A 17,042-nucleotide genomic window follows, 5' to 3' on the forward strand; every position below is an offset into this window, starting at 1 on the left:
GTCGGTGCGGCCGGGTGGCTAGACGAGCAGCTCCGCGATCTGCACGGTGTTCAGCGCGGCGCCCTTGCGCAGGTTGTCCCCGCTGATGAACAGCGCGAGGCCACGGCCCTCGGGCACGCCCGGATCCTGGCGGATGCGGCCGACGAGCGAATCGTCGGCGCCCGCGGCGGCGAGCGGCGTCGGCACGTCGACCAGCTTCACGCCCGGAGCGCTCGCGAGCAGCTCCTGCGCCCGCGCCACCGACAGCGGCGCGGCGAACTCGGCGTTGATCGACAACGAGTGGCCGGTGAGCACGGGCACGCGCACGCACGTACCCGACACCAGCAGCTCGGGCAGGCCGAGGATCTTGCGCGACTCGTTGCGCAGCTTCTGGTCCTCGTCGGTCTCGCCGGAGCCGTCGTCGACGATCGCGCCGGCCAGCGGCAGCACGTTGAAGGCGATCGGCGCGACGTACTTGTTCGGCGCGGGGAACTCCACGGCCGAGCCGTCGTGCACCAGCTTCTCCGCCTCCGGCTCCACGGCGCGGACCTGGGAGACCAACTCCTCGACGCCGGCCAGGCCCGAGCCGGAGACGGCCTGGTACGACGAGACGATGAGCCGCAGCAGGCCCGCCTCGTCGTGCAGCACCTTGAGCACGGGCATCGCGGCCATGGTGGTGCAGTTCGGGTTGGCGATGATGCCCTTCTTCAGGTCGCGGACCTGCTCCGGGTTCACCTCCGAGACCACAAGCGGCACGTCCGGGTCCTTGCGGAAGGCGCTCGAGTTGTCGATCACCGTGACACCGGCGGCGGCGAACCGCGGCGCCTGCACCCGCGACATCGTCGCGCCCGCACTGAACAGTGCGATGTCGAGCCCCGTCGGATCCGCGGTCTCGGCGTCCTCGACGACGATCTCGCGGTCCCCGAAGGGCAGCTTCTTGCCCGCGGACCGCGAGGACGCGAAGAACCGCACCTCGTCGGCCGGGAAGTTCCGGTCCAGCAGCAGCTGACGCATGACGGCGCCCACCTGTCCGGTGGCGCCGACGACTCCGACGCGTACGCCCATGACTATCGCCCCGTTCCGGCGTAGACGGTGGCCTCTTCGTCCGAGCCGAGGTCGAAAGCCTCGTGCAGCACCTTGACGGCCTCGTCGAGCTCGGTGTCCCGGATGAGGACCGAGATGCGGATCTCGGAGGTGGAGATGAGCTCGATGTTGATGCCGGCCGTGGACAGCGCCTCGCAGAAGGTGGCGGTGACGCCGGGGTGGCTCTTCATGCCGGCGCCCACGAGCGAGACCTTGCCGACGTGGTCGTCGTAGACCACCGAGTCGAAGCCGATCTCCTTGCGCAGGGCCTCGAGCTTCTCGACGCCCAGCGGGCCGAGCTCGCGCGGCAGCGTGAACGTGATGTCGGTGCGGCCGGTGTCCACCTTCGACACGTTCTGCAGCACCATGTCGATGTTGATCTCGGCGTCGGCGATCGCGCGGAAGACGCGGGCGGCGTAGCCCGGCTTGTCCTCGAGGCCGACCACGGTGATCTTCGCCTCGCTGCGGTCGTGGGCGACGCCGGTGAGAATTGCCTCTTCCACGGGGATGTCCTCCATAGATCCGTTGACGATGGTGCCGGGCTTGGTCGAGTACGACGAGCGCACGTGGACCGGGACGTTGTAGCGGCGCGCGTACTCCACGCACCGGAGCATGAGCACCTTCGCGCCGCACGCCGCCATCTCGAGCATCTCCTCGAAGGAGACGGTCTTGAGGTGCTTGGCGTTGGGCACGATGCGCGGGTCGGCGGTGTAGATGCCGTCGACGTCGGTGTAGATCTCGCAGACGTCGGCTTCGAGCGCCGCGGCCAGCGCGACGGCGGTCGTGTCGGAGCCGCCGCGGCCGAGCGTGGTGACGTCCTTGGTGTCCTGCGAGACGCCCTGGAAGCCGGCGACGAGGACGATCTTGCCGTCGTCGATCGCGGCCTGGACGCGCCCGGGCGTGACGTCGATGATCTTCGCCGCGCCGTGCTTGCTGGTGGTGATGACGCCGGCCTGCGAGCCCGTGAAGGACTGCGCCTCGGCGCCGAGCGAGTGGATGGCCATCGCGACGAGCGCGTTGGAGATCCGCTCGCCCGAGGTGAGCAGCATGTCCATCTCGCGGGCGGGCGGCGCGGGGCACACCTGATTGGCGAGATCGAGCAGCTCATCGGTGGTATCGCCCATGGCGGAGACGACGACGACGACGTCGTTGCCCGCGCGCTTGGTCTCGACGATCCGTTCGGCCACGCGCCGGATGCGCTCGGCGGAGGAGACGGAGCTGCCTCCGTACTTCTGGACGACGAGTGCCACGTGGAACCTCTCCGTTGCGGTCTTCGATGTGCGTCTTGATCCTACCGACCTGGGTTCTTCGGCCCGGAGGGCACCGCTTCCAAGCGGTGCGCAACCCGTCGTTCAGCGACATCACGGATAATCGGTGCGAACGCGAACACAGGAGATCCCCATGAACCCCTACGGCGGCCAGAACCCCGGCCGGAACGCCGGCGGACGCCCCGCCGGGCAGCCGGGCGGTCAGCCCGGCGCCCAGCCCGGACAGTGGCAGGGCGGGTATCCGCAGAGCGGCTACCCCGGCAGCCCCCAGCAGGGCGGATACTCCGTCCCCCAGGGCGGGCAGCCCGCCGGCCCGCAGGGCACGCAGCGCTTCGGCCAGCCTGGTCAGTACCCCGCCGGTCCCCCGACGTACGGGAACGGCCCCGCCGGCGGCGGCCCGGGTGGCGGCAACGGCGGGGGCAACAAGGGCCTGATCATCGCGATCGTCGCGATCGTCGCCGTGGTCCTCATCGCCGGGGCGGTCGCCCTGGGCGTGAGCCTGCGCAGCGACGACTCGACGACGACGGCCTCGCCGGTCACCTTCTCCGCGGGCGCCACCACGACGACGGCGGGCGCCCCGACCTCGGGCGCGGTCGTCCCGCCGAGTGAACCGGCGACCCAGTCCGACGGCTTCCTCACCACCGCCCCGAAGACCACCACCGGCGCGGGCACCGGCCAGACGGTGCGGCTCAAGCTGTCGGCGACCGGCAGCGGCGGGGTCGTCGTGATCGGCGTCCGGGGCGCCGACGTGCCGACGGCGTCCAAACTGCCCTGGGATTGGCAGGGCACCGCGACGATCGGCGACACGATGTCGCTCATCGTCACCGGCACCGGTCCCGTGACCTGCACCATCGTGGTCAACGAGCAGGAGTTCACGCGGTCCGGCGAGAACGCCGTGAACTGCACGATCACCCGGGTCGCCGCTCCGTGACGTCGGTCGGCGCGCGCGGGGGCGACGCGCCCGACACCGTCGGTACGATGCAAGCCGTGCCGACCGCCCCCGACCTCGCCGACTCCGGAGCCGCGACGGCACCGTCGTCCCTGCTCGACCGCACCCGCGACGTCTGGCTGCCGATCGTCCTCTATCTCGCGATCCGCGGCATCGGGCTCGCGGTCCTCGCCCGGTTCGCGCAGCTCCGCAACCAGAACCTCGCCGATCTCCTGACGGCCTGGGACGGCAAATGGATGATCGGGCTGGCCACCTACGGCTACAACGACATGCCCTGGCGGTTCGTGGACGCGCGGGGCGAGCACACCGCGGACACCGCCTACGCGTTCTTCCCCGGTTTCCCCATGCTGGTGCGGGCCGTGGCGCAGCTGCCCGGCTTCGACGCCTACCGCGCCGCCCTCACCGTCAACGTGATCCTCGGGTGCGCGGCCGCGGTCGCGGCGTACCGGCTGGGGCGCCTCTGCGTCGAGCACATGCCGCAGGTCCCGACCCACCTGGCCGAGCGCGCGGGCCTCCTCACGACGGTGCTGTTCGCCGCCGCCCCGATGTCCATCGTGCTGACGATGGCCTACACGGAGGCGCTGTACTGCGCCCTGGCCGGTTGGGCGTTGGTGGGGGTGATGGAACGCAAGTGGATCCTCGCCGGGATCTGCACGGCGCTGGCCGGCTTCTGCCGGCCCACGTCGGTGGTCCTGATCGGGGTGGTCGCGCTCGCCGCGCTGCTCGCGGTCCTCTCGTCCGACTGTGCCGAGCGGGTCAAGGCCGCGCTGTGCGTGCTGCTCGCCCCGCTGGGCTGGGTGACCTACCTCCTGGTCGTGGCGCACCACACCGGCAGCCTCACCGGCTGGTTCCGGATCCAGACGGAGGGCTGGGGCACGACCTTCGACCTGGGCGTGCAGACCTGGCAGTTCGTCAACTACACGCTGATCAACGGTTCGGACATCGCGGACCTCTCGGTGGTCGCGCTGCTCGCGGCGTCGATCGTGTTGATCGTGCTCGCGGTCCGCTCGAAGATGCCGTGGCCGATCACCCTGTACGGCGCGCTGGTCGTGATCTCGCTGCTCGGCTCGGGCGGACTGATGATGTCGCGCCCCCGCCTGCTCCTGCCGGCCTTCGTCCTGCTGATCCCGATCGCCATCGCGTTGGCGAAGACCGCGACGCGCGCGCAGGCCTGGACCTGCGTCGGCGTCGTGACCGTCACCTGCTGGTACGGCGCGCACATGGTGAGCGTGTACCCGCACGCGATGTAGGACGGGCCGTCGTGCGTCACGACGGGTCGCGGCGGCCGCACGGCGGCGTGCACCGCGGACCGACAGGGCTGAGCCCTGCCGGCCGCGGCGGCGGTACGGCGGTCAGGCGCGCAGGCTGAGCGGGCGGATGTCCGCCCACGCCGACTCGATGTACTCGAGGCACTCCGCCCGCGACCGGCCGCCCTCGCCGAACGCGACGGTCCAACCGCGGGGAGCCTCGCGGAACGTGGGCCACAGGGAGTGCTGGCCCTCGTCGTTCACGAGCACCAGGAACTCGCCGGACTCGTTGTCGAAGGGGTTGTTCATATTCGTTTCTCCTTGTTGGAGGGATGGTGGGTCGGTCGGACTGTGGGCCGTCAGTGCTTCATGTAGGCACGGGCGGCGAGGGGGACGATGATCACGATCATCGCGAGGGAGACGAGGGCCGAGTAGGCGGTCGCGTGCTCCGCAGCCCAATTGATGGGCTCGTTGACCACGGGTTTCGGGCTCAGCGGGTTACCGAAGGCCTCGCGCAGCGACCGCGCCATGGAGGTCACGGGGTTCCACGAGGCGATGGTGCGGAGCGGGCCCGGCAGGTCGCCGGAGGCGATGAACGCCGACGAGATGAAGGCCATCGGGAACATGACGATCATGCACAGCGCCTGCGCGGATTCGGGGGTCGAGACGGAGAGGCCGATGAGGGCGCCCAGCCAGGACATCGCGAAACCGAAGAGGAACAGCGTCGCGAGCGAGAGGGCGGCATCGACCCAGCTGCCGCGCATGCGCCAGCCCACCGCGAGACCGACGAGCAGCATGACGGCCACGCTGATCACGTTGACCACGAGGTCGGACGTGGTGCGGCCGACCATCACGGCGAGGCGCGACATGGGCAGGGAGCTGAACCGGTCGATGATGCCGTTCTTCATGTCCGAGGCCACGCCGATCGCGGTCGGCCCCGAGCTGAACGCCACCGTCTGCACGAGGATGCCGGCGAGCAGGAACTCGCGGTAGCGGTCTCCGCCGACCTCGCCTCCGAGCGCGGACCCGAAGACGTAGCTGAACAGCAGCACGAACATGATCGGCTGCACCGTCGCGCCCAGCAGGAGCTGCGGGATCCGGATCAGCGTCGTCAGGTTGCGGCGGGTCATCACCGCGCAGTCGCTGAGGAATCCGCCCAGCGACGGCTCCCGCTCCCGCGGGAAGATGATCGCGGTCATGCGTTGTTCTCCTCGGTCTTGTTCGCGTCCTCGCCGGTGAGGGCGAAGAAGACGTCGTCCAGGGTGGCCTCGCGCAGCATCGCCGATTCCACGTGGACGCCGGCCTCCCGCAGGTCGTTGAGCACGGCGACGAGCTTGTGCTGGCCGTCGGCGACCCGGATCGCGCTGAGGCCCGAGGCCTCCCGGATCGCGGTGCCGTCGATGGCGTGCCGGGCCAGGATCGGCCACGCGGTGACGCGGTCGCGCTCGCGCAGTCCGATCTGGATCAGGTCCGCCGCGGCGGCCGACTTCAGCTCGGGCACGGTGCCGGACCGGATGATCCGGCCCTGGTCGATGATCGTGACCAGGTCGGCCAGGATCTCGGCCTCGTCCAGGTACTGCGTGGTGAGCAGCACCGAGATGCCGTCCTCCTTGCTGAGCCGGGCGATCACGTCCCACACGTCCTTGCGGCTGCGCGGGTCGAGGCCGGTGGTCGGCTCGTCGAGCACGACCAGGCGCGGCCGGGCGATGATGGCCCCGGCCAGGTCGAGACGCCGGCGCATGCCGCCCGAGTACGTGCCCGACGCGCGGTCGGCGGCGGCGGTGAGCCGGAACTGCTTGAGCAGCTCGTTCGCGCGGGCCTTCGCCGAGATCTTGTCGAATCCGTAGAGGCGGGCGAACATCTCGAGGTTCTCGCGGCCCGTGAGGTTCTCGTCGACCGCCGAGTACTGGCCCGAGAGGCCGATGATCGACCGGGCCCGGCGCGGATCGGCCAGGGCGTCGACGCCGTCGATGGTCACGGAGCCCTCGGAGGGCTTCATGAGCGTCGAGATGATCTTCACCGTCGTCGTCTTGCCGGCGCCGTTCGGGCCGAGCAGCGCGTGCACGCTGCCCGGCGCGATGTCGAGGTCGACGCCGTTGAGCGCGTAGACCGCCTTCTTGCCGCGCCCGTACTTGCGCGCCAGGCCGCGGACGCTGACCAGCGGCTTCGAGTCGTCGAGCGTCTTGCTCTTGGACTTGACCACCGCGGTGTAGTTGCCCGTGAGGAAGACGTTCATCGTGCGGGCGACCTCGTCGATCGCCGGCGACGCGCCGAGCTGGTTGTGCGTGGCCTCGATGTCGTGCACCTGCACCAGGCCGGTCACGTACGGCCGCCACAGCTGCGGCACGAGGCCGCCCGTGGTCTGCTCCGTCGCGCGGAAGACCAGCATGTTGCCGTCGTACTCGCGCGGCCGGTGGGAGTAGCCGAGCGTCGTGTTGTGCCGGTAGTTCGTCAGCAGCCGCTCCATCTGGCCGCGGGAGAGCTCGCGCGCCGGGCCGCCGGCGGTGGACAGCAGGTCCAGCGCGTCGTCGGGGGTGAGCTCGGCGTCGTCGTCGACCTCGAGGCCCACGAACTCGCGCAGCAGTGCCGCGATCGACATCTCCTCGCGGGCGCCGCGGTAGTCGCCCAGCGGGTAGGCGTCCATGAGGGCCAGGTTGACCTTCTCACCGAGATCCCTGAGCTCCACGGCCATCTCGTGCGCGATCAGGCCGCCGAGGGACCAGCCGAGCAGGTTGTACGGGCCGTGCGGCCGGCTCGCCCGGATGTTGCGGACGTAGGTGCGCGCGAGCTCCTTGATCGAATCCGCGGGCGGCATCGGGTAGGAGATTCCGGGCGCCTGCAGGCCGATGATCGGGATGCTCGGGTCGAGCTCGCCGGAGAGGCCGAGGTAGTTCCACGCCAGGCCGACAGCGGGGTGCACGCAGTACAGCGGGTCGACACCCGGGTCGCCCGCGCGCAGCGGCAGGATCGGATCCGTGATGGCGGTGTCGGAATCCGCTGCCACGCCGGTGATCACGGCGGTGGTGGAGACCGGCGCCGGGGCGCCGCCGATCCGCGCTGCGATCGTGCCCACCTTGGCGTCCTCGAAGAACCAGCGGATGCTGGCGTCCTCCGCGTTGAACCGCTCCCGCAGCCGGTCGACGGCGATCGCGGCCTGCAGCGACGTTCCGCCGACGGCGAAGAAATCGTCGTCCGCGCCGAGCGAGGCCACGCCGAGTACATCGGAGAGGATCTCGGCGACGGCGCCCTCGAGATCGGCCGCCGAGTCCGCGCGCTGCCGTCGGGTCACGGGCCGCACGACGGCCGCGAGCGGCGAGACCGGCTCGGCGTCGGACGTGCCGCCGGTCGACAGGGCGCCGACGGGCGGCAGTGCCTTGAGGTCCGTCTTGCCGTGCGCCGTCACCGGCACGCGGTCGATCTCCTGGAAGACGGCCGGGATCATGTGCCGCGGAAGACGATCCCCGACCCAGGCCCGGAGGGCGTCGACGGTAACGGCGCGCTCGGCGACGTAGTACGCGACCAGGCGGGCCGCGGCCTGCGCCTCGAGCGAGCCGTCGCCGCGATCGACGACCACGACGGCCTGCCGGACATCCGGATGGCTCTCGACGGCGGTGGCGACCTCGCCCGGCTCCACGCGGAAGCCGCGCACCTTGAGCTGATCGTCGCTGCGGCCGACGAATTCGAGTACCGGCTCGCCGGAGTCCGAGGCGCGCCAGCGCACCAGGTCGCCCGTGCGGTACATGCGCTTGTAGCCCTGGGCGTCGTTGTACGGGTTGGCCACGAAGCGCGCCGCGGTGAGCTCCGGGCGGTCCAGGTAGCCGTGCGCCACACCGGGGCCCGCGACGTAGAGCTCGCCGACGGTGCCGGGTGCCACCAGGTTGAGGCGCTCGTCGCAGATCATCAGCTGCGCGTCGGTGACCGCGCTGCCGATGCCCACGTTGTCGGGGTCGACGGCGCCCATCGTCGCCGCGATCGTCACCTCGGTCGGGCCGTAGGCGTTGATCAGGATGCGGCCGCCCGACCAGCGGCGCGCCAGCTCCTTCTGCAGCACGTCGCCGCCGACGCTGAGTGCCTCGAGCAGCGGCAGGTCACGATCGGGGATCGTGGCGAGCGCCGCCGGGGTGATGAACGCGTGGGTGACCTCGTTCTCCGCCAGGAAGTCGCCGAGCGGTGCGCCGCCGTACAGCGTGACGGGCGCGATCACGAGCTCGGCGCGCGACCAGGTCGCGAGGAGCAGCTCGAGGATCGAGGCGTCGAAGCTGGGCGAGGCGAAGTGCAGCACCCGGGCGCCCGCACCGACGGCGTGCTGGCGGACCAGGGTGTCGGCCATCGCGGCGAGGCCGCGGTGCGGCACGACGACGCCCTTGGGTTTGCCGGTGGAGCCGGAGGTGTAGATCACGTACGCCGGGTCGTCGACGCCCACCGGCGCGACCTCGGCCGGCGGGTGCTGGACGCGCGACGGCGTGAGATCCACCGTCACCCAGTCGACGGACTTCGGCAGGCCGCCCACCGCGTCGCGGACCGTCAGGCCGAGTGCGGGCTTGGCGTCCTCGAGGATGTACTCGATCCGCTCGGCCGGGTAGTTCGGGTCGACGGGGAGGTACACGGCGCCGAGCCGGGCCACGGCCCAGAAGGCGACGACCGAGGCCGCGGACCGCGGGATCGATACGGCCACGCGGGTTCCCGATCCCACGCCGAGGCCGGCGAGGCGATTGGCGAGCGCCGACACCGCGGAGTCCAGCTCGGAGTACGTGTAGTGGAGATCGCCCTCGCGCAGCGCGGGGGCGCCCGGGCGCTGCCGCACGGCGCGCGCCAGGATCTCCGCCATCGTGTGCGGCTCGATCGAGGTCGACGCGCGCTGGAAGAGTTCCTGCTCCTCGGGCAGCAGCACCGGCAGGTCGGCGACCGGGGTGTCCGGCGAGGCGACGCCCGCCGTCACCAGCCGCGCGAGGCGGCCGACGATGCCCTCGGCCGTCGCCGCCCGGTACAGGTCCGTGCGGTAGCGCAGGTTGAACCGGAGCCCCTCCTCGACCTCGCGCACCTCGAAGGTGGCGTCGAAGGTGGTGGTCGCCGCGGCCAGCGGCAGCGGCTCCAGCTCGAACATGCCGCCACCGTCGGAGGTGATGACGCTGAGCGGGTCGCCCAGGTTCTGGTGGCTGAGCACCACCTGGAAGACGGGGTGCCGGTCGCGGCTGCGCGGCGGCTGCAGGGCCTCGATGACGCGCTCGAACGGCGCCGTCGCGTGGACCAGGTCGTCGAGGTCGCCGCTGCGGATCCGGTCGACGAGGGCGTTGAAGCTCTCCTCACCGGTCACCGCGGTGCGCAGCGCCACGGTGTTGACGAACATGCCGACCACGTCGCGCAGGCGCCGGTCCGTGCGGCCGATGACCGGGGTGCCCACGACCACGTCGTCGGCGCCGTTGACGCGGTGCAGCAGGGCCGCGAGGCCGGCGTGCAGCACCATGAACATGGAGACGCCGCGCTTGCCGGCGAAGTCCGCCAGGGCGTCCCGCTGGGCCTTGGGCAGCACGATCGCGACCTCGCCCGCGTCGGTCGAGCCGATCGTCGGGCGCGGGCCGTCGGCCGGGAAGGAGCTCTCCTCGGGCACGCCCGCGAGACGCTCGGCGAAGTAGTCCACCGCGCCGGCGTCCTTCTCCGCCTGGCCGCGCTGCCACACCGCGTAATCGGCGTACTGCAGCGGCAGCTCGGTCCACTGCGGCACGGAACCGGTGCTGCGGGCCAGGTACGCCGCCATCAGGTCGCGCGTCAGCGGCACCACCGAGGCACCGTCGGCCGCGATGTGATGCACCGCGATCGCGAGGATCGAGCCCTTGCCGGTGGGCGCCGTCATGACGCGCAGCGGCACGTCGCGGTTGAGTGCGAAGGGCCGCGCCACGAACTCGGCGATCGCCGACTCCTGGCCGGCGACGTTGGAGGTCGCCGTGCCGAACTCGGCCGCGAAGTCGCGGACCTCCGGCGCGTCGGCGGGCAGGATCTCCTGGTACGGGCCCTCGGCCGAGGACGGGTACCGGGTGCGCAGGCTCTCGTGTCGCGCGAGCACGTCGCGCAGCGCGGCGTCGAGGACGGCCTTGTCGACGGGGCGGCTCGCGAGGAAGGCCGCACCGATGTTGTAGGTCGGGCCGGGGTCGATCTTGTTCTGCAGCCACATCCGCTCCTGCGCGGACGAGAGCGGCATGCGGTCGCCGCGCTGCACACGGCGCAGGCCCTGATCCTCGAGCGCGGACTCGTTCGCGATGCGATCGGGGTCGCCGGTCAGGGCGGTCGCGATGGCCGCGGGGGTGCGCAGGTCGAAGACGGTGCGCGCTTCGATCCCGTTGCCCAGCAGGCCCACCAGCTCGTTCGCCGACAGGGAGTTGCCGCCGAGGTCGAAGAAGTCGTCCTCGACACCGATGGCGTCGCTGCCCAGGACCTTGCGGAAGGCCTCGACGACGCGGCTCTCGCCGGGGGTGGTGGGCTTGGCGGCCGCATTGCCGGTGCCGCCGAAGTAGGGCTCGGGCAGGGCGGCGTTGTCGAGCTTGCCGGTGTTGCCCATGGGCACCGAGGCGATGATCATCACCGCGGCGGGAACCATGAAGCCGGGCAGGCGGGTCCGCACGTGGGCGCGGACCGCGGACGGGTCCACATCGCCCTTGACGTACGCGACGAGGGCGGGGGCACCGTCGGGACCGGGGCGCACCTGCGTGGAGACGAAGTCGACGCCGGGCATCGTGTCGATGGTCGCGTCGATCTCGCCGAGCTCGATGCGGATGCCGCGGATCTTGACCTGGAAGTCGTTGCGGCCCACGAAGTCGACGATGAGCTGCCCGCTGTCGCTGCGGGTCCAGCGGACCACGTCGCCGGTGCGGTACATGCGGGCGCCGGGCTCGCCGTACGGGTTCGCGACGAACCGCGAGGCGGTGAGCTGCGGGCGGCGGTGGTAGCCGCGCGCCAGCTGCGGGCCGGCCACGTACAGCTCGCCGGGCATACCGACGGGCACGGGGCGCAGCTCGTCGTCGAGGACCAGGAGGCCCTGGCCGCGCACGGGCGGGCCGATCGGCACGCGGCCGTCGCCGGAGAGCGCGTCGGAGATCGCGGTCATGATCGTGGTCTCGGTGGGGCCGTAGCCGTTGTGCAGGCGGCGGCCGACGCTCCACTTCTTCGCCAGGCCGGGGCCCAGCGCCTCGCCGCCGGCGAGGACGTGCGTCCATGACGGGACGGCGTCCGGGTTGACGGTGGCGAGCGTGGACGGAGTCAGGAAGCCGTGCGTCACACCATGATCGGCGACGATCTTCTCCAGCTCGCGGCCGCCGGTGGTTCCCGGGGGTACCACGACGAGCGGCGCGCCCACGCGGATCGCCATGAGGTGCTCGAGCACCGTCGCGTCGAACGCGGTGGAGGCGAAGGCCAGAACCCGGGTGTCGGCGCCGGTCTGCAGGCGCACGTGCAGCTCCTCGGCGAAGTTGCCGAGGCCGCGGTGGGTGACCACCGTGCCCTTGGGCTGGCCGGTGGAGCCGGAGGTGTAGATGACGTACGCGGCGTCGTCGAGGTTCGGGACGATCTGCGGGTCGTAGCCGTCGCCGTCCAGGTTGTCCATGGCGACCCAGTTGACGCCCTCCACACCGGTTCCGGTGCCCGTGACGCCCACGCGGGCGCGCACGTCGTTCGCGATGTAGTCCCGACGGTCCTGGGGGTACTTCGGGTCCACGGGGGCCACGGCCGCGCCCGCCAGGGTGATGCCCCAGAAGGCGGTGATGGACTCCGCGGAGCGCGGCAGGTCGGTGAGCACGGCCTCGCCGGGGCGCGAGCCCGCCGCGAGCACGGCCGCGGCCACCTTGCGCGCGTCGGCGTACAGCTCGCGGTACGTCAGCACCCGCTCGCCGTCGATCACGGCGGGACGGCTGGCGTAGGTACGCGCAGCCTCGCGCATGAGCTGGCCCAGCGGGATGTGGAAGTCGGCCTCCACGCCCCGCACCGGGGTGAGCTCCGCGAGCCGGGCCGCCGACATGATCGGCAGCTCGCCGACCGTGGTGTGCGGGTTCGGCCCCACGGCGGTGAGCACCGCGACGAGGGCGTCGAGGATCGACTCGGCCTGCTCGGCCCGGTACAGCTCGGAGGCGTAGCGCAGCTCGATGGTGCCGTCGGCGCCGAGGGTGACCTCGAGGTCGAAGCGGGCGATCGGCACGTCGACCGGGACGACCTCGACGTCGACGCCGGCCATCGGGAAGTGCTGGGTGTCGAAGGGCCGCTGGTTGAGCATCACCTGGAAGATCGGGTGCCGGCCGGCCGCGCGCGGCGGGTCGACCAGCTCGAGGACGGACTCGAACGGCAGGTCCGAATGGTCCAGCGCGTCGAGGTCGCCGCGGCTGACGGCCGCCAGGTGCTGGGCGAAGGTCATCTCGTTCGTCGTGCGGGTGCGCAGCGCGATCGAGTTCACGAACATGCCGACGAGGCCGTCGAGTTCGGCCTCGCCGCGGCCGGCGACAGCGGTGCCGACCACGAGATCGCTCTGGCCCGAGAGGCGCGAGATCGCCGCCGCGAGGGCCGCGTGCACCACGATGAACGGCGTGGTGGTGTGGGCGCGGGCGAGGCCCGCCACGCCGGCCCACACCTCGGGCGCGACGCGGGTGTCGATCGAGCGGGCCGCGGAGACGACGCCGCCGGACCGCGGCACGGCGGCGGGCGGCACCGACTCGGCCGGCGGATCGGCGAGCACGTCGGCCCAGAAGCGGTCGAGCGACTGGCGCGGCGCCCCCGTCAGGCGATGCTTGTAGGAGCGGGCGTGCTCGGTGTAGGTGCGCGGGAGCGGCGGGAACTTCGGCGCCTTGCCGCTGGTCCGCGAGGCGTAGGCCGTCGCGAGGTCACCGGCGAGCGGCATCATCGACCAGCCGTCGGCGGCGATGTGGTGGATCACCAGCACGAGCACCTGGTGCCGGTCGTCGATCCGGTACAGGCGCGCCCGGATCGGCACGTCGGCGGCGAGGTCGAAGGGCTCGCCCGCGTACTCGGAGGCGGCCGCCATCAGCGCGTCGAGGGGCACGGAACGCTCGGTGAAGGGCACCAGGTTCGGGCCGGCCGGCAGCACCTGCACCTCGGGCTCGCCGGCGGTGGGGCCGTTGCGGTAGACGGTGCGCAGCGGCGTGTGGCGGGCGACGACGTCGCCCAGGGCCACGCGCATCGCGGAGACGTCGACGTCGCCGCGCAGGTGCAGCGCGACCGGAATGTGGTACGAACCATCGGGACTCAGGCGATTGCGTACCCACATCTGGTGCTGGGCCGGCAGCAGTTCGGCCGCCTCCTCCGGGTCCGACGGTGCCGCGAACTCCGGCTCCGGCTCGGTCGCGTCGGGGGTCGCGGTCGAGGTCTCAGCCGCGGCGGCGATCGCCGCGGCCGGTACGGGTGCGCCGCCGATCGCGGCGGCGAGGCCCTCGACGGTCGGATGGGCGAAGACCGTCGCGACGCTGACGCGGGTGCCGGTGGCCGAGCCCAGGCGGGCCGCGATGCGGGTGGCGGACAGGGAGTTCCCGCCCAGGTCGAACAGGGCGGTGGTGACGTTGAGGTCGTCCTTGTTCACGCCGGGGATGACCTCTGCGAAGGCCTCGGCGACGAGGTGCTCCGCGTCGGTCGTCGGGCCGCGGCCGGCGGAGACCGCGACGGCCGCGCGCTCGGGCTGCGGCAGCCGGTTGCGGTCGATCTTGCCGTTGACGGTGAGCGGGAACTCGTCCAGCGCGATGACGTGCGCCGGGACCATGTACGCCGGGAGTTCCCCGGAGACGCTCGCCGTGATCGCGTCGACGTCGGCGGTGCCGGTGACGTAGGTGACCAACTCCGCGGTGGCGGTGTCGTCGCCGTGGACGACGGTGACGGCCCGCTCGGTGCCGGGCACGCGCATGACGGCGGCGTCGATCTCGCCGAGCTCGATGCGGAAGCCCCGCAGCTTCACCTGCGAGTCGATGCGTCCGAGGAACTCGAGCTTGCCGTCGGCGTCCCAGCGCACGAGGTCGCCGGAGCGGTACATGCGGGCACCGTCGGCCTCGAACGGGTTGGCCACGAAGCGCTCCGCGGTGAGGCGGGGGTTGCCGTGGTACCCGCGGGCGATGCCCGGACCCGCGATGTACAGCTCACCGGCGACGCCGATGGGCGCCGGTCGCAGGTACGGATCGAGCACGTACAGCCGCGTGCCCGGGATCGGGCCACCGAGGCGGACGGGGTCGCCGCCCCGGAGCGCGCCCAGCGTCACGGCGATCGTGGTCTCGGTGGGGCCGTAGACGTTGACCAGGGTGCGCCCCTTGCCCGCCCACGTATCGACGAGGGCCTGCGGCACGGTGTCGCCGCCCACGCCGAGCGCGGTGAGGGCGGGGAGCTTCGCCGGATCGAGCGTGGCGACGGCGGCCGGGGTGATGAAGCCGCCGTTCACTCCGCCCTGCACCAGAACGTCTTCCAGCTCCTCGCCGCCGTACACGTCCGGCGGGACGACGACCAGCGTGGAGGCGCTGTCGACGGCCATGAGGAGCTCGAGCACGGAGGCGTCGAAGCCCGGGGAGACGAAGTGCATCACGCGCGAGCCGTCGGCGACACCGTGTGAGCGGACGAGCTCGGCCGCCAGGCTCGACAGCCCGGCGTGGGTCACGCTGACGCCCTTGGGCCGGCCGGTGGAGCCGGAGGTGAAGATGAGGTAGGCGGGGTTCGCGAGGTCGATCGCCGGCCAGTCCGCGTCGCTGGCACCGGCGTTCGCACCGGGTCCCCACACGCGGGCGAGGTCCGCGGGGGTGAGGGTCGCGACAGGGGCGGCGTCGGTGGCGATGTGCTCGGCACGCTCGGCGGGCAGCTTGGGGTCGATCGGCACGAAGGCGGCGCCGGTCTTGGTGACGGCCCAGACGGCGATCACGGACTCGAGCGAGCGCGGGATACGCAGCGCCACACGCTCTTCGGGGGCGGCGCCGACGGTCATGAGATAGCGCGCGAGGCGGTCGCTGTACTGGTCGAGCTCGCCGTAGGTGATGCTGCGGTCACCGTCGACGACGGCGACCCGCTCGGGATGCGCGGCTGCGGTGCGGCGCAGCAACTCGGGCATCGGGACCGAGGGACCGGCGGCGGCGGGCGCGCCGACGGCGGCGCCGGCGAAGCGGGCCCAGTCGGCGGACTCGGCGTCGGCGACGACCGCGAGCGCGGCGAGCGGCGTGCCTCCCGGGGCCGCCGCGAACCGCTCGAGGTACTCCATGAAGCGTTCGAAGTGCGCATCCAGGTCGGCGACGGTGTAGGCGGCCGGATTGGCCTCCATGTCGATCCGCAGGGCGCCCTGCTCGGACTCGTAGACGGTGACCGCCACGTCCTCCGCCGGGCCGGAGGTGAGGAGGTTCAGGGTGCCGGCTGCCTCGCCCAGCGCGATCGCCGAGGAGAACATCATGATGTTGATCGTGTCGCCGAAGGTGGAGCCCACCACGCCCTCGCGCAACGTCGGCGCCTCCATGCGGGCGGCGGGGTACAGCTGGTGCCGGAGGCCGTTGCGCAGGTCGAGGCCGGTGCCGTCGATGATGTCGGAGACGGTGGCGCCCACGCCGGCCCGCACGGGAACGGGCAGCACGTTGGCGGTCATGCCGGTGGAGCCGCGGAGTGCGGCCGTGGTGCGGGCGGCCACGGGCACCGAGACCGAGATCTGCTCGCGGCCGGATATCGCGGCGACGTAGGCGCCGAAAGCGGCGATCACCAGGCCGGTCCGGTTGGTGCCCAGACGCTCGGCCGCGGCCTCGAGGCGGGCGCCCGCCTCGGCGCTGGGCACGCCGTTGCGGCGCCGGTTCAGGGTCGACGGTGCCGCGACCGTGCGGCTCAGGCCCGCCGCCTCGGGGAGGGTCGCGACGACCCCGGCCCAGTACTCGGCGTCCCCGTCCGCGCGCGCGGACGCGAAGTACTTCTCCTCGGCCGTGACGAAGCCCTCGGGGGCGAGCGGGGCGGGCTTGAGCGGCGGAGCCTCGGCACCGGTGGCGAGAGCGGTGTAGAGCTCGGCGACGCGGCGCTGGAGGATCGACGCGCCGTAGCCGTCGATGACCGCGTGATGCGCGCGGGCGTACCAGAGCCAGCGGTCGTCCGAGACGCGGATCAGGCGGTTGATGATGAGCTCGTCCGTCGCGAGGTCGATCGGCCGCGAGTACTCGGCGCGCATCCAGGCCACGGCGGCGTCGATGCGCTGGTCGTCGGGCAGGTCGGCGAGGCCCAGGTCGATCACCTGCGCGGCGCCGTCGATGCTCCGGTCGAGCCACTGCACCGGGGCGCCGGACTCGTCGACCTCGATGCGGACGTACGGGGAGAGGAACTCGTCGCTGGCGGCGCGGGTCGCGGCCTGCATGGTCTCGACGTCGAACGGACCACTGATGTCGACGTACTGCGCGACGGTGAAGGCGACGTCCGGGGACATCTGCTGGCCAAGCCACATTCCGTACTGGGCTCCGGTCAGGGAGTGCACCACGTGGTCCACCAAGGTCTCCTCTACATCACGCTGACAACGCACAACGGTTGCAATCG

7 protein-coding genes are annotated in these 17,042 nt (G+C 72.1%); 2 read left to right on the plus strand and 5 right to left on the minus strand.

What is annotated here, in order from left to right:
- Positions 1–18 precede the first annotated feature (18 nt).
- Both BLW32_RS25865 and BLW32_RS25870 read right to left on the minus strand, forming a co-directional pair.
- A complete protein-coding gene (locus BLW32_RS25865; protein WP_068742397.1) occupies positions 19–1,044 on the minus strand; it encodes an aspartate-semialdehyde dehydrogenase in 1,026 nt (341 codons plus the stop codon).
- A 2-nt stretch (positions 1,045–1,046) separates the two neighbouring features.
- Positions 1,047–2,312 carry an aspartate kinase gene (locus tag BLW32_RS25870; protein WP_068525977.1) on the minus strand — a complete coding sequence of 422 codons (1,266 nt, stop codon included), beginning with the start codon at positions 2,310–2,312 and terminating at the stop codon, positions 1,047–1,049.
- Between the two features lie 151 nt (positions 2,313–2,463).
- Here BLW32_RS25870 and BLW32_RS25875 point away from each other — a divergent pair, with 151 nt between their 5' ends.
- On the plus strand, positions 2,464–3,261 hold the full coding sequence (locus tag BLW32_RS25875) for a hypothetical protein (protein ID WP_068525978.1): 798 nt from the start codon (positions 2,464–2,466) through the stop codon (positions 3,259–3,261).
- A gap of 47 nt (positions 3,262–3,308) precedes the next feature.
- Positions 3,309–4,529 (plus strand): mannosyltransferase family protein, encoded by a 1,221-nt coding sequence (locus BLW32_RS25880; protein ID WP_068742503.1) that lies wholly within the window; start codon positions 3,309–3,311, stop codon positions 4,527–4,529.
- Between the two features lie 102 nt (positions 4,530–4,631).
- Here the strand turns inward: BLW32_RS25880 and BLW32_RS25885 are convergent, their stop codons facing one another.
- The 3 genes from BLW32_RS25885 to BLW32_RS25895 are packed head-to-tail and all read right to left on the minus strand — an operon-like array spanning position 4,632 to position 16,995.
- The gene (locus BLW32_RS25885; protein WP_068525979.1) at positions 4,632–4,835 is read right to left on the minus strand and encodes an MbtH family protein; all 204 of its coding nucleotides are present in this window, start codon (positions 4,833–4,835) and stop codon (positions 4,632–4,634) included.
- Positions 4,836–4,885: 50 nt separating this feature from the next.
- Positions 4,886–5,725, minus strand: a complete 840-nt coding sequence (locus BLW32_RS25890) for an ABC transporter permease (protein WP_068525980.1) — start codon at positions 5,723–5,725, stop codon at positions 4,886–4,888.
- Entirely contained in the window at positions 5,722–16,995 is an 11,274-nt protein-coding gene (locus tag BLW32_RS25895) for a non-ribosomal peptide synthetase (RefSeq protein ID WP_074850851.1), read from the minus strand. The genes BLW32_RS25890 and BLW32_RS25895 overlap by 4 nt, the downstream gene beginning before the upstream one ends.
- Positions 16,996–17,042: the final 47 nt, after the last annotated feature.

The sequence above is a fragment of the Tsukamurella tyrosinosolvens genome (assembly GCF_900104775.1).
GTDB lineage: Bacteria > Actinomycetota > Actinomycetes > Mycobacteriales > Mycobacteriaceae > Tsukamurella > Tsukamurella tyrosinosolvens.